Raw genomic sequence first — 12242 nt, forward strand, 5'->3', positions numbered from 1 at the left:
GGGCTTTCACCGTGGTTACGGTCTCGAGACCGAATCGTCTCAGTCATCGCTCGCCTCCGTTTCAGCCGAATTTTCCGACGATCCTTGACTCGCCCAGTCACCGTAGAGGAAGGATCGCTTGTAGCCCGCGCCGGTTACCGCGTCGCCGATGACGACCAGCGCCGACGCCCGATACCCCGCTTCCTCGACCTTGTCCGCAATATCGCCGATCGAGCCGATGATCACGTCCTCATCCGGCCAAGACGCGTGGTAGATCACCGCGACCGGCGTCTCGGGGTCGTGGTCGTCCTCGAGCAGGCGGTCCATCGTATCCCGAACCGCGTGGGTTCCGAGGTAGATGCAGGTCGTCACGTCGCCCATCTCGACGAAATCTGAGATGTGGTCTTCCTCCGGGGTTAGGGTCTTCCCCTGCGGCCGGGTGAACGCGACGTGGTTCGACACTTCGTTGAGCGTCAGTTGCGTCCGCAGCGTCGCGCTGGCCGCGAACGCCGAGGTGACGCCCGGCACGAAGTGAGTCGGAACGCCCTCGTGTTCCAGCGCGTCCATCTGCTCGAGCGCCGCGCCGTAGATGGCAGGATCGCCGCTGTGCAGGCGGACGACGTTCCGTCCCTCTTCGTAGGCGTCTCGCATCAGCGGGATCAGTTCCTCGAGGTCCTTCCCGACGGAGTTCACCAGTTCGGCGTGCAAACAGTACTCGTCGAGGAGTTCGCTGTTGACCAGCGAGCCCGCGTGAACGACGAGGTCTGCGTCCTCGAGCAGTTCCTTGCCCGCGACGGTCAGCAAGCGCGGGTTGCCGGGGCCAGCACCGACGAAGGGAATCCCCTCCTGTTCGTCGCCGGCGCTGTGCTCGAAGATCCGGTCGTCCAGTTCCTCGCGGCGGGCTTCGCCTTGGGAGTCGATCGCGTCCTGCGGGTCGTTGGGTGTCTCGTCGTCAGTCATCGGTGTCCTCCGCAATCGCCACCTTCGCAGCCCTCAGCGTGCTCGAGGTCGACTACTTCGCCTCCGTCGGAGGGTCCCTCCGACGAGGATCGCGAACCGTCCTCGGAACGCTTCGCGTTCCGATGTGGATCGCGCTCGCTTCGCTCGCGCTCACCTTCGATTCGCTCACCGCCATCGGTCACCGGCTCACCGTCCGTCGTCGCATCCCGCGATTCGGCCTCGTCGTCGGTCTCGAAGGCGGCCGTCGCCTGTTCGACCTCGAGCCCTTCCTTCTCGGCGTAGGCGAGCGTGTAGTAGTCGCGCTCGTCGATCTCCGCGGGGTCGTCGGTGACGAGGGTCTTGCCCTGTTCCATGAATAGCCGGCGGCCGTAGGTCACGTCGTAGCCGGCCTCGATGAGTCCTTCGTGGGTCGCCGGCGCGTCGGTGACCTTGAACAGGATCATCCGGTCCGGCCCGGTCGGGCTGTGGCCGGACGCAGCCTCCCGCAGCGAGAGGCCCGCGCCGGCCTCGATCTCGACCCCCATCGCGGTCGCGAAGGCCGTCACCGCGCTCACGCCGGGGACGATCTCGAGGTCAACATCCGAATGGAAGGCATCAATCGTCCGGCGTAGATGGCCGAACGTCGAGTAGACGTTCGGATCGCCCAGCGTGACGAAGGCAACGTCGCCGTCGCGTGCGTTCGGGGCAATCTCCGCGGCGGCCTCCTTCCAGGCCGTTCGCAGCTTCTCCTCGTCTTTCGTCATCGGGAAGTCCAGATCCCCGATCTTTGCCTCGTCGACGTGTTTCAGCGCGACCGTCCGCGACAGACGGCCGGGTGAGTAGACCACGTCGCACTCCTCGAGGATCTCCTTCCCGCGAACCGTGACGAGGTCAGCTTCGCCGGGACCGAGACCGACGCCGTACAGCGTCATCGCTCGGTACCTCGCGCTGTCGAATCGTCTGCGGCGATTTGACCTACGTCGGAGCATAGCTCCGACGAGGATCGCGATCCGGTGGATCGCTCACCCCCGTCTGTGACGACCTTCTCGCCGTCGTCCTCGTCGGGCGTCGCGCTCCCGACAAGCATGTAGACCGGGTTGTCCGAGTTGAAACTCGTCGCCCCGGCGAGTTCGTAGCCGTGGCTCACCTGAAACTGGACGACCTCCTCGAGCAAGTCACGCTCGCGGAAGGCCTCCGTGGCCTTGCCCGCGACCTCGAGTCGCGAGACGTTCATGATCACGCGGTCGATTTCGGTCTCGACGGCGTGGTCGAGTACTTCTTCGAAGTTCCGGCTCCCGCCCAGGAAGAGCGCGTCGGCGTCGTCGGGTAGCCCCTCGGGCGCTTCCGCATTCCGGAGGTCGACGTCGGCGCGTACCGACTCCTCGTTCGCGGCGAGGTTCTGCTCCGTCGTCTCGAGCCGCTCGGATTTCCGCTCAAGAGCGGTCACCCGCCCGGCTCGCTGTGCGGCTTCGATCGTGATGGCTCCCGTACAGGAGCCGACCTCCGCGAAGTGGTCGTCCGACTCGAGCGCGAGCTTCGAGTGGACGACAGCTCGGACCTCAGACTTCGTTGGTCCGGCCTTCGCATCGTATGGAAGCGCGATGGGTGGCATCATCCGTTGGAACAGAGCCCGTCCCTAAAACAATTTTGTTTGGGGTAGAACAACTGCGATTGCCCATATGGAGTTGGAGTAGGACAACAAGAGTTGTCGAATTCGATCGGACTGTTCGGTCGAAACGAAACGGTCGCTCGAGCGACTGTCAGGTCGATCCGACCGACCAACCCGACGTGCTCACTCGGCCTACCACTCCATCCCACCGTTGATTCCGAGTACCTGCCCGGTCATGTACTCCGCCTGATCGCCGGCGAGGAACCGAACCATGCCGACGATGTCCTCGGGTTTGGCGAACCGCTCCAGCGGAATATCCTTGCGAATTTTGTCCTGAACCCGTTCGGGGACCTTCTCGAGCATATCCGTCTCCGTGAATCCCGGTGCGACGCAGTTTGCCGTGGAACCGTGACTAGCGAGTTCCAGCGCCAGCGTCCGGGTGAAGGCGAACAGGCCACCCTTCGAGGTCGCATAATTGGCCTGTCCGTAGTTGCCCTGCTGACCGACGACGCTCGAGATGTTGATCAGGCGTCCGTGGTCGGAGGTCTTGATGTCCTCGTAGAACGCGTTCGTACAGTTGAACGTCCCGTTCAGATTGACGTCGATGACGGTCTGCCAGTCCTCGTACGTCATGTCCTCGAACGTCCGATCGATAGTGATCCCCGCGTTGTTGACGAGGACGTCGATTTCGCCGAGTTCGTTGCCGATCTCTGCGGCCATCCGCTCGACCTGTGCCGGCTCCGAGACGTCCGCCTGGACAGGGACTGCCGACTCACCGTTTTCCTTAATCGTCTCGGTCACCTCACGTGCCAGTTCTTCGGACGATCGATAGTTCACCGCTACGTCGGCACCACAGCGGGCAAGTTCGAACGCGATCTCGCGACCGATCCCGCGAGAGGATCCCGTTACGAGGCACGTTCGATCAGTCAGTGGGCGACGCGACAGGGGCTCGAGGCGCTGGACTGTTTCGGACATACAGTCGACACTACACCCCCATTCGTGTTAACTACTTTACCGTCTATCAACAACCGTGAATACCACTCTGTAATTCGTTTCCGATTCGGGAGGGCGAAATGAGGCATCTCGATGGTCCGTGTTACGCCGTCTCGACTCAGACGTCGAACGTGCTGTGCCACCGGTAGCGCCGCCCGCCCCAGACGAATGTTTGTCGAACCAGGCCGTACACGAGAAGCGGTATCGCCGCCAATACGACCGGATACGCTGCGAGGAACATCCACCGGCGAATACCGAACGCGGCGTAGACACCGGCCATCGCCACTGTCACCAACGCCAGCGCAGGGAGCGGAAACAGCACACATCCGGCAGCGAGTCCCGTTCTGACGACGAACTGGCCGACAATCCCAGTCAGATCGTGGTGACGGACGATCTTCGTGAATCGGACTTGGTTCTCGAGCGTTTCGCGGAACGAGCCCCCAATCTCGACGCGACGCGTCCGCTCGACGCTCGTGATATCGGCGTATTCCATGAGGAGTCCGTCATCGCTCACCGTCCGCCGGAGGTCCGCGAGGAAGGCCTCCTCGTCGATATCGTCGCGTTCGAAGACAAGGGAACCGCCCCAGGGAACGTCCGCGAGGGAGACGGCGAGTGTTCCACTGATAACGTGCGCCGGTTCGAGAAGCACGGCGAGCGGATCCTGGCCGACGAAGATCGGAACTTCCGTGGTCGGACCGTTCCGTTCGTAGTCGTTGCGTAACCCATCGAGCCAGTCAGGGAGATGATGAAAATCGTCGTCGGACCAGACGAGTCGATCGTGTTCGGCCGTTTCTATCCCGGCCGCGATCGCGTTCGCCTTCCCGGAACATCCCTCGGGTTCGCCTGCGACCACCAGCCTGACGGTGTCCGGACAGTCATCGATTCGCTCGGCGACCGACTCGACCGCCGTATCGCAGACCACGAGGAGTTCGTCTGCTGGATGGAGTTGCGCGACGATCTCCTCACAGGTATCGTTTCACCCCATCGTGGGCAGAACGACACTGATTAGCGTTGGATCTGCCATACCCTCCCATCGACCTAGTTAGTGATTAAATGACAGGTAATCGAGCCGGAATCGACTATTAGCATGGCGATCGAGACCGACGTAGCGATCGAATACGATCGCCGCGTCAGCGACCGATCTCCTCGAGGAATCGATCGAAGGCCCCGCTCTCGGGATGGACGTGGACGTACGTCCCGAGCGACTCGTACTCGGTCAGGCCGTCGTGGTCGCCGTCGATACCGTCGCCGCGGACCGTCTCGAAGGCGAATCGGGCGTCGCCGTCGACGTCGGCGCTCGAGTAATGGAACTCGTGGCCCCGAATCGTTTCACCGGCGTTCGCAGTGAGCGTTCCCGCGGTGGCCTCGAGTTCGACGTGATCCAGCGCCTGATAGCGGTCGTGCATGGTCACGTCGGCGGGGAGAATACCGGCCATTTCGCTCCGTTCGCCCTCCGTGGTCGTCAGCGACTGGCTCATGGCCATCAGACCGCCGCACTCGCCGAGGACGGGCAGCCCCTCTCTCGCGAGGTCGCCGAGTTCGTCGAGGGTGCCACTCGACTCGAGTTCTGCCGCGTGGAGTTCGGGGTAGCCACCGGGCAAGTAAACTCCGTCGGCGTCAGGAACGGAATCGCCCGCAACCGGCGAGAACGTGACCAGTTCGGCCCGTTCGCGGAACCGTTCGATGGTCGCTGGATACCGGAAACAGAACGCCGCGTCGCTGGCGACGGCAATCGTGGCGTCGACCGACGCCGCGGGTTCGATCGGCGTCTCGGGGGCCGGCGGTTCGCTCGCGACGTCGGCCAGCCGCTCGGCTCGGAGCGACTCAGCGGCCTCCCGCAGTGCGTCCGTCGGCAGTGACGCCTCCTCGCCCATCTCGAGTCCGAGATGCCGATCGGGAATCTCGAGGTCGTCGTTCGGCGGAATCCGACCGAAGTACTCGAGGTCGTCGGGCAATGCGTCGCGGATTCCCTGCTCGTGGCGACCGCCGTGAGCCCGTTGGGCGACGACGCCGGCGACCTCAACATCGCGACCGATCGTCTCGGCGTATTCGCGGAATCCGAGCGCGGTCGCTGCGACGCTCTCCATGCCCGCTTTCGCGTCGACCACGAGGACGACGGGAATGTCGAGCGCTTCGGCCACCATCGCGGTGCTCGAGCCGTCGCCGTCGTAGAGGCCCATCACGCCCTCGACAACGCAGACGTCACCCTCGCCGCGCTGGTAGTTCCGCCGGAGGCCATCCTCGCCACAGAGCCACAGATCGAGGGTCCGGGACGGGCGGCCCGCGACCGCCTCGTGGTGGCTCGGATCGATGAAGTCCGGGCCCGCCTTGGCGGGCTGGACCTTGTGTCCCGCGTCCTCGAGCGCCTGCACGATCGACAGCGTTGCAACCGTCTTCCCGACACCGGAGCTAACGCCGCCGAGGACGAACCCCTTCATCGCGGCCCCTCCGAGACGCAGTCGGCTGTCCCAACGATTCGTTCGTCCGCGATATCCGCGGTACGCACGGCGTTCATTGTCGTTGGGTTAGTACAACTGGACTTGAATCCGTCGGTGGCGTCGATCGACTGCCGGCAGAACAGACGACCCGACGCGTGGTTCGATACGGCACTCACTGGACCCGAAACCGAATTCGAATGGCGGTATGTCGATTTCAATACAGGACCGTCGTTTTGAAACTACGGTTACAAAATGTCAGCTTAGAGAATTCTTTACTACGGCAGCGTCGTACGTCTACGAGATGTCACGAAAAACGGACCCACGCGTCGTCGCGATCTGTGGAAGCGTACACGATGGGAGCACCACGCGAATCGCCCTCGAGGAGGTCCTCGCCGCCGCGCGAACGGCCGGAGCGACGACGGAACTCGTGGATCTGCGGTCGTACGAGGTGCCCTCCCTGTACGCCGCCGATTCCGAGCTGTCTGACGCCGATGCCCTCCGCACGACCGTCGACGACGCGGACAGCGTCGTTCTCGGGACGCCGAACTACCACGGGTCGTACGCAGGGGCGCTGAAGGACGCGCTCGACCACTGCGGTCGCGACGAGTTCGCGGGGACGACTGTCGGACTACTCGAGACGGCCGGCGGTGACTTCCCCGGATCTGCGCTCGTGCATCTCCGGACCGTCAGCCGGACGCTGCGCGCGTGGACGCTGCCAACAGAGGTCGCCGTTCCGAACGCTCACGAGACGATCACTGACGAGGGCATCGGCGACGAAGCGGTCGCCGCACGCGCCCGTCGCCTCGGGCAGGAACTCGTCGCGTACGCCGGTGTGTCGGCCTCTCCCGAGCGTATCAATCAGCGATCACCGACGGCGGCCGGCGGTGAGGTCGATGACTGACCGGGCCGCGATGAGCGACGAGCCAGCGGACGGGGCTTCGACGCGAGACTCGACCGAGGAAAGGGTAGACCGCACGGACCGGGACCGTATGCGGGCGATCCGGGTCCACGAACACGGTGATTCTGACGTCTTGACCCTCGAGTCGGTCCCCCGACCGGAGCCGGGGGCTGACGAACTGTTCGTTCGCGTTCGCGCTGCCGGGGTCAACCCAATCGACTGGATGGTGCGAGAGGGGTACACCGACGAGGCGCTCGCTCCGTCGCTGCCGTACGTTCCCGGCTGGGACCTGTCGGGCGTCGTCGAAAGGGTTGGATCGGCGGTGTCCGGACTCGAACCCGGGAACGCGGTCTTCGGGCTCGTTCGGATGCCCGATCCGGGACGGACGTACGCGGAGTACGCGACCGTCCCGGCCGACGATGTCATCCGGAAGCCGGCGACGCTCGAGCACACAGCGGCCGCGGGGCTCCCGATGGTCGGACTCACTGCATGGCGCGCGCTCTTCGAAGAGGGGGACCTCCGCGAGGGACAACGGGTGCTCGTTCACGCCGCTGCCGGCGGCGTCGGCCACGTGGCCGTCCAACTCGCGGCCCACGCCGGGGCCACCGTCATCGGGACCGCGTCCGGACGAAACGAGGCGTCCCTCCGCGACCTCGGCGTCGACGAGTTCGTCGACTACCGGGAACGGCGGTTCGAGGCGGCCGTCGACGACGTCGACCTCGTGCTCGACGCGGTCGGGGGCGACGTGCTCGAGCGATCAACGGCCGTCCTGAGAGAGGGCGGACGCATCGTCACGCTGCCAGAACCGCCGTCGGAGAGGGTCATCGAGACCGCCCAGAGGGAGCGACGAGCGACCGTCCGCTGGTTTAGCGTTGAACCGGACGCGTCGGCGCTCGGTGAGATCCGGGCGCTCGTCGACGACGGCCACATCCGGCCGACGATCAGCGGCATCCGACCGCTTTCCGAGGCCGCCGCGGCACACGAGGAAAGCGAAGACGGGCACGTCCGGGGCAAACTCGTCCTCGAAACCGAGCCGACGATGACGGACTGACTCGGACGGCGTCACACCAGATCCGTTACAAAAATGGTGTTGTGGGAACACTTTAGCGGCTACTGGGAGACGGAACGACTATGAACAGTCTGGAGGCCATGGCGTGTGCTCGGGAGTCCGAGCACTGCATGCAGCCGGCCGAGGCCTTTTCGCTCATCGGCGACGAGACCCGAGTGAAGATCCTCGAGGCGCTGTGGAACGCCGACGAAACGCCGCTGCGCTTCTCGGCGCTCTACGACCGCGTTCCGATCGATACCAGCCCGCAGTTCAACTATCATTTGGATCGGCTTACCGGCCAGTTCGTCCGGAAGACCGACGCGGGGTACGAACTCCGCACGGCCGGCGAGAACGTCGTCCGGGCCATCGTCGCGGGCTCGTTCACCGCTCATCCCCGGCTTGAGCCGTTCGAGACCGGCGATGAGTGTACGCGATGTGGCGAGGTGCTGACGGCGAGCTACGAGGACGAGCAACTCGCCGTCACCTGTCGGTCCTGCGGCCGGACCCATGGGGAGTACGCGTTCCCGCCCGGCGGCCTCCTCGACCGGAGCCGTAACGAGGTTCTCGACGCGTTCAACCAGCGCGTCCGACACTTGCATTGTCTCGCCAAGGACGGCGTCTGCCCCGAGTGTAGCGGCCGGATGCGGACGGAACTCGTCCGCGAGGGCGGCTGCTGTCTGGATACCGACCTCCGAGTGGAGTACGTCTGCGAACAGTGCCGGCACAGCCTCTGCTCGACGGTCGGCATCGCGCTGCTCGACCAGTCGTCGCTCGTCGCGTTCTATCGCGACCACGGTATCGATGTCGGGACCGTCCCATACTGGCAGTTGAACTGGTGTGTCAGCGACGATTCCACGACGGTTCGGTCAACCGATCCGTGGCGGCTCGACATGTCGATCCCCCTCGGAGATGAGGTCCTCGAGTTCACACTCGACGGCAAGCTTTCGGTTATCGAGTCCCAGCGCCGCGAGTCGTGTCCCGGCTGACGACTGTGCGAGCGTCATTGGCGACGCCCCGCTCAAGCGACCGAAACCGAGTTGTGAGTCGCCCGCGTTCGGAGGACCGAGACCAATGAGCGACGCGACGACGGACGAGACGGTTCCGGCGCTGAAAGAGCGCGCCGGCGTGGTCAACGCCCTGATCGACGGCGAACAGACGGTACTCGTTCGCCATCCGACCCTCGATTCAGGGATGATCGACGACCGGTTCGTCCTTTATCCGGCCTACACGCACCAGGAGTCGGATCGCTATCAGCCCGGATACGAGGACTACTACCACCGGGCGAGCGCCAAACCCGACGCGGGCGTGCCGATCCACGCCGTCGCCGAGATCCGCGAGGAGTACGCCGTCTCGAGCAACGATCTCGAGGCCCTTGCCAGACACTACGTCTACACTCCCGACGGCCTACGCGACAAGTACGATCCCGAGGATGATTTGCGTGTCCTGTTGCTCCGCGTGTCAGCACTCGAGTCGCCGCGGCTCATCGAGGAGCGCGGCAGCTACCGCGGTTGTCGTGCCTGGATCGAACTGGAAGGCGACGTCGAGGTCGATCCCGACGCAACCGCGCCCGTACTGGACGACGCGACGTTCGCCGAACGGCAGGCAGCAGTTCGGGATGCGCTCGAGTGATGGGGCACCCCCACCAACGAACTTAACCGCTCGAGTCGGCTACGATTCGCCGCTCGAACTATGAACGAAGAAACAGGAACCGACACCGAACGGCACCTCCGTGAGGCGCTCCGACACCTGGGCGAGGCACAGGACGACGATGACCTCAGAAAGACCCATTCCGTCGCGCTCGAGGAAGTGTCGAACACCGTGTCGTCAGTGCTGCGCGAATACGAGGGCAACAAGTAGCAATCGGACTATTTTCGGCGGGAATCTTCCGTGACGGAGAGCAGGCTGGATCGCGTTCGACGGCCCAACGAAACCGTCTGTGGTACGTTGTCCTGAGTTTTATGAGCGATTGCCGAATAGTATCGCCCAGATAAATGACAGACAGAAAACCAGTATGGGCGACAGGAACTGGCACGCGGGAACCGTTGCTACGGCTCGGAAGCCGCTGGCTCGTCCTCCTGGGGACACCGCTCCTCCTCGCAATCGTACTGTGGTTTCATCCGGCGGCCGGCGACGAACCGTTTTCGACCCTCGCACCGATCGCGGACACGTGGTTCATCGTTCACGCCCTGTTGCTTCCACTGTTCGGTCTGCTCGGCGTTGCCCTGTATATGCTACTGATCGGCTATCAGGGACTGATCGCGACGATCGGGCGAATCGGGATCGCGATCTATCTCGTCTGTTACCTCGCGTTCGAAGCGATTGCCGGCATCGCGACGGCCGTCCTGCTCCGCGAGTCGCGAGGTCTCGCTACCGACCAACAGGAGGGCGTTGCAACGGTCATCAAGGTGATTTTCACGGAGCCGATCGATGGCGTCGCCGGCATCCTGGCGCTCCTCGGGACCGTCGGCAACCTCGTCGCAGTTCTCGCGATCGCCGTCCTCCTGCGTCGATCGGGAGCACCCGTTATCCCGCTCGCCTTGCTCTTCGGTTCGCCGATCAGTATCGTCGCCCACGGAAGCACCCCCATGGACGCGATCGGTATGTTACTGTTCGGTCTCGGCATCACGTGGCTCGAGTTCGGCTGGGCAGTCCCGGAAGAACAGCGCTCTGCCGCGTGACCGATCCGGTCGGCCGGCAGTCAGTAGAGATAGCCGCCGGAGACCGCGACGAATTCCGGCACCGGAACCGATGATGCTACGGCGAGGACGACGGCGCGACCGGCCGTCGAACCGCGAGCACGACCAGATCGGAGAACGGCGTGTCGTCCGTCCCGCTCCCACCGGCGTGTGCTGCCAGTTCCGCGAGCGTGAACCGGTGGATCTGCTCATCATCGTGCGTCAACTTCTCGAGCACCAGCGCCTCGAGACTGGGATCAGCGCCTGCCTCGAGCAAAAACGCCGCGATATCGCCGGGCATCCGATCGTACGGCCGCGGGAGCACGAGCAGGTGTCGGTCATCCGCTGTCACTGCGGCAGCGAGTCGGTCCATATCCGACTCGAGGTCGCCGCTCTTGTGGAGCGTGACGAACTCGGTGTCCTCCATCGGCGTTCGGGCGCGGCTGGCGGCCATCTGGAGCGATGAGATGCCGGGAATAATGCGGACTGGAATCTCGGAATCCATGCGTTCCACAGCATCCTGGACTTTCCCGACGAACTGGTAGCCCGAGTGGTTGGGATCGCCCATTGCGACGGCAGCCCCCGCCTCGCCGGCGGCGACGCGCTCGCCGAATTCTTCGAGCGCCTCGGCCTCGTCCTTGTAGCCACAGGTCAGCAGGTCGGCGTCAGTCAAGTCTTCGATGAACTCGACAACGGTCGTGAAGCCGACGACGACGTCCGCCTCGCGGATCGCCCGCTCGCCGCGAGGCGTGAGATACTCTTGGTTCCCGGGACCAACGCCGACGGCATAGACCGGATCGTCCGCCCCCTCGTCGATATCGGGTTCCGCCGCTCCCGCGGCGAACGTCGCCGGGTCCGGCCCTGAATCGAGATTGTATTCACCGCTCATCGGTTCCGGCCGTCCGCGGCTCGCGTCTCGGCGTCGAGCTCGAGGTCGATTTCGTCGGTCCGGACATCTTTCGCGACGTGGATCAGTTCGTTCGTCAGCGCTGCGGCGAGGCCGCTGCCGCCGCGGCGGCCGACGTTCGTGATCGCCGGGACGTCATACTCCTCGCTGACCTCGCGGATCCGCTGGCGGCTCTCTTCGGCCTTGACGAAGCCGACGGGCGTCGCGACGATGGCGGCGGGTCGGGTGCCGTCCTCGATGCAGTCTGCCAGCGCGAAGGCGGCCGTCGGCGCGTTGCCGATCGTCGCGATCGCGCCGTCATAGACGCCCTGCTTGTCGAGTTCGAGCACCGAAGCTGCGGTTCGGGTCATGCCAGTCTCCTTTGCTAGCTCAGCGCCGTTACCGATCGCCTTGCGCTTCTCGCAGTTGTGACCGCGACCGGTGATGCCGGCCTTCGACATCGTAATGTCAGTCACGATAGTCGTCTCGTCGAGCACGGCTCGAGCGCCGGCGCGGACCGGCGCGTCCTCGTCGTCGCCGAGCTCGTCGCTGCCAGTGAACTCGATCAAGTGCTGGAACTCGATGTCGCCCATCGAGTGAACCGACTTCTGCCGGATTCGGTCAGCCAGCGTTTCGTCGGGGACGAACTGCCGAACGATGTCCATGCTCGTCTCGGCGATGTCCATCGCGTTCTGCGTCGTTGCGCCCAGATCGGCGTACTCCTCCTCGAACTCTTTACTGTCATTCATTTGGTATCACACTCCGGTCCCCCGAATA

13 protein-coding genes and 1 pseudogene are annotated in these 12242 nt (G+C 64.4%); 6 read left to right on the forward strand and 8 right to left on the reverse strand.

Annotation, left to right across the window (positions count from 1 at the left end; translation table 11 throughout):
- Positions 1–39: 39 nt before the first annotated feature.
- The 6 genes and pseudogenes from K6I40_RS12945 to K6I40_RS12970 all read right to left on the reverse strand — a co-directional run bounded on the left by K6I40_RS12945 (position 40) and on the right by K6I40_RS12970 (position 5958).
- Complete coding sequence (locus tag K6I40_RS12945; protein WP_222919466.1) at positions 40–939, reverse strand: cobalt-precorrin-4/precorrin-4 C(11)-methyltransferase; 900 nt, start codon at positions 937–939, stop codon at positions 40–42.
- A complete protein-coding gene (locus tag K6I40_RS12950; RefSeq protein ID WP_222919467.1) occupies positions 936–1850 on the reverse strand; it encodes a cobalt-factor II C(20)-methyltransferase in 915 nt (304 codons plus the stop codon). The genes K6I40_RS12945 and K6I40_RS12950 overlap by 4 nt, the downstream gene beginning before the upstream one ends.
- The gene (cbiT, locus tag K6I40_RS12955; RefSeq protein ID WP_222920361.1) at positions 1847–2530 is read right to left on the reverse strand and encodes a precorrin-6Y C5,15-methyltransferase (decarboxylating) subunit CbiT; all 684 of its coding nucleotides are present in this window, start codon (positions 2528–2530) and stop codon (positions 1847–1849) included. Before cbiT ends, K6I40_RS12950 begins: the two co-directional genes overlap by 4 nt.
- Before the next feature lie 189 nt (positions 2531–2719).
- Positions 2720–3502, reverse strand: coding sequence for a 3-oxoacyl-ACP reductase family protein (locus K6I40_RS12960; protein ID WP_222919468.1), 783 nt, complete (start codon positions 3500–3502; stop codon positions 2720–2722).
- A 136-nt stretch (positions 3503–3638) separates the two neighbouring features.
- Positions 3639–4544, reverse strand: a pseudogene (locus tag K6I40_RS12965) (glycosyltransferase).
- Positions 4545–4650: 106 nt separating this feature from the next.
- The gene (locus tag K6I40_RS12970; protein ID WP_222919469.1) at positions 4651–5958 is read right to left on the reverse strand and encodes a cobyrinic acid a,c-diamide synthase; all 1308 of its coding nucleotides are present in this window, start codon (positions 5956–5958) and stop codon (positions 4651–4653) included.
- Positions 5959–6259: 301 nt separating this feature from the next.
- Between K6I40_RS12970 and K6I40_RS12975 the strand changes: the two genes are divergently transcribed.
- The 6 genes from K6I40_RS12975 (at position 6260) to K6I40_RS13000 (ending at position 10582) form a co-directional block, all read left to right on the forward strand.
- Positions 6260–6859 carry an NAD(P)H-dependent oxidoreductase gene (locus K6I40_RS12975; RefSeq protein WP_222919470.1) on the forward strand — a complete coding sequence of 200 codons (600 nt, stop codon included), beginning with the start codon at positions 6260–6262 and terminating at the stop codon, positions 6857–6859.
- An 88-nt stretch (positions 6860–6947) separates the two neighbouring features.
- Positions 6948–7907 carry an NADP-dependent oxidoreductase gene (locus K6I40_RS12980; RefSeq protein WP_222920362.1) on the forward strand — a complete coding sequence of 320 codons (960 nt, stop codon included), beginning with the start codon at positions 6948–6950 and terminating at the stop codon, positions 7905–7907.
- An 80-nt stretch (positions 7908–7987) separates the two neighbouring features.
- Positions 7988–8890 carry an ArsR family transcriptional regulator gene (locus tag K6I40_RS12985; RefSeq protein WP_345779435.1) on the forward strand — a complete coding sequence of 301 codons (903 nt, stop codon included), beginning with the start codon at positions 7988–7990 and terminating at the stop codon, positions 8888–8890.
- Positions 8891–8975: 85 nt separating this feature from the next.
- Positions 8976–9533, forward strand: a complete 558-nt coding sequence (locus tag K6I40_RS12990) for a DUF1802 family protein (protein WP_222919471.1) — start codon at positions 8976–8978, stop codon at positions 9531–9533.
- Between the two features lie 60 nt (positions 9534–9593).
- On the forward strand, positions 9594–9761 hold the full coding sequence (locus tag K6I40_RS12995; RefSeq protein WP_222919472.1) for a hypothetical protein: 168 nt from the start codon (positions 9594–9596) through the stop codon (positions 9759–9761).
- Positions 9762–9895: 134 nt separating this feature from the next.
- The gene (locus tag K6I40_RS13000; RefSeq protein WP_222919473.1) at positions 9896–10582 is read left to right on the forward strand and encodes a hypothetical protein; all 687 of its coding nucleotides are present in this window, start codon (positions 9896–9898) and stop codon (positions 10580–10582) included.
- Between the two features lie 76 nt (positions 10583–10658).
- Here K6I40_RS13000 and K6I40_RS13005 read toward each other — a convergent pair whose 3' ends face one another.
- Entirely contained in the window at positions 10659–11468 is an 810-nt protein-coding gene (locus K6I40_RS13005; protein ID WP_222919474.1) for a cobalt-precorrin-7 (C(5))-methyltransferase, read from the reverse strand.
- Positions 11465–12214, reverse strand: coding sequence for a precorrin-8X methylmutase (locus K6I40_RS13010; RefSeq protein ID WP_222919475.1), 750 nt, complete (start codon positions 12212–12214; stop codon positions 11465–11467). The genes K6I40_RS13005 and K6I40_RS13010 overlap by 4 nt, the downstream gene beginning before the upstream one ends.
- Positions 12215–12242 lie beyond the last annotated feature (28 nt).

It is taken from the genome of Natrinema sp. SYSU A 869, assembly GCF_019879105.1.
Taxonomy (GTDB): Archaea; Halobacteriota; Halobacteria; order Halobacteriales; family Natrialbaceae; genus Natrinema.

What these genes read in the sequence shown, in the direction of transcription:
- K6I40_RS12945 (WP_222919466.1), bottom strand. Translation starts at nt 939, where the DNA reads ATGACTGACGACGAGACACCCAACGACCCGCAGGACGCGATCGACTCC.
- K6I40_RS12950 (WP_222919467.1), bottom strand. Translation starts at nt 1,850, where the DNA reads ATGACGCTGTACGGCGTCGGTCTCGGTCCCGGCGAAGCTGACCTCGTC.
- cbiT (WP_222920361.1), bottom strand. Translation starts at nt 2,530, where the DNA reads ATGCCACCCATCGCGCTTCCATACGATGCGAAGGCCGGACCAACGAAG.
- K6I40_RS12960 (WP_222919468.1), bottom strand. Translation starts at nt 3,502, where the DNA reads ATGTCCGAAACAGTCCAGCGCCTCGAGCCCCTGTCGCGTCGCCCACTG.
- K6I40_RS12970 (WP_222919469.1), bottom strand. Translation starts at nt 5,958, where the DNA reads ATGAAGGGGTTCGTCCTCGGCGGCGTTAGCTCCGGTGTCGGGAAGACG.
- K6I40_RS12975 (WP_222919470.1), top strand. Translation starts at nt 6,260, where the DNA reads ATGTCACGAAAAACGGACCCACGCGTCGTCGCGATCTGTGGAAGCGTA.
- K6I40_RS12980 (WP_222920362.1), top strand. Translation starts at nt 6,948, where the DNA reads ATGCGGGCGATCCGGGTCCACGAACACGGTGATTCTGACGTCTTGACC.
- K6I40_RS12985 (WP_345779435.1), top strand. Translation starts at nt 7,988, where the DNA reads ATGAACAGTCTGGAGGCCATGGCGTGTGCTCGGGAGTCCGAGCACTGC.
- K6I40_RS12990 (WP_222919471.1), top strand. Translation starts at nt 8,976, where the DNA reads ATGAGCGACGCGACGACGGACGAGACGGTTCCGGCGCTGAAAGAGCGC.
- K6I40_RS12995 (WP_222919472.1), top strand. Translation starts at nt 9,594, where the DNA reads ATGAACGAAGAAACAGGAACCGACACCGAACGGCACCTCCGTGAGGCG.
- K6I40_RS13000 (WP_222919473.1), top strand. Translation starts at nt 9,896, where the DNA reads ATGACAGACAGAAAACCAGTATGGGCGACAGGAACTGGCACGCGGGAA.
- K6I40_RS13005 (WP_222919474.1), bottom strand. Translation starts at nt 11,468, where the DNA reads ATGAGCGGTGAATACAATCTCGATTCAGGGCCGGACCCGGCGACGTTC.
- K6I40_RS13010 (WP_222919475.1), bottom strand. Translation starts at nt 12,214, where the DNA reads ATGAATGACAGTAAAGAGTTCGAGGAGGAGTACGCCGATCTGGGCGCA.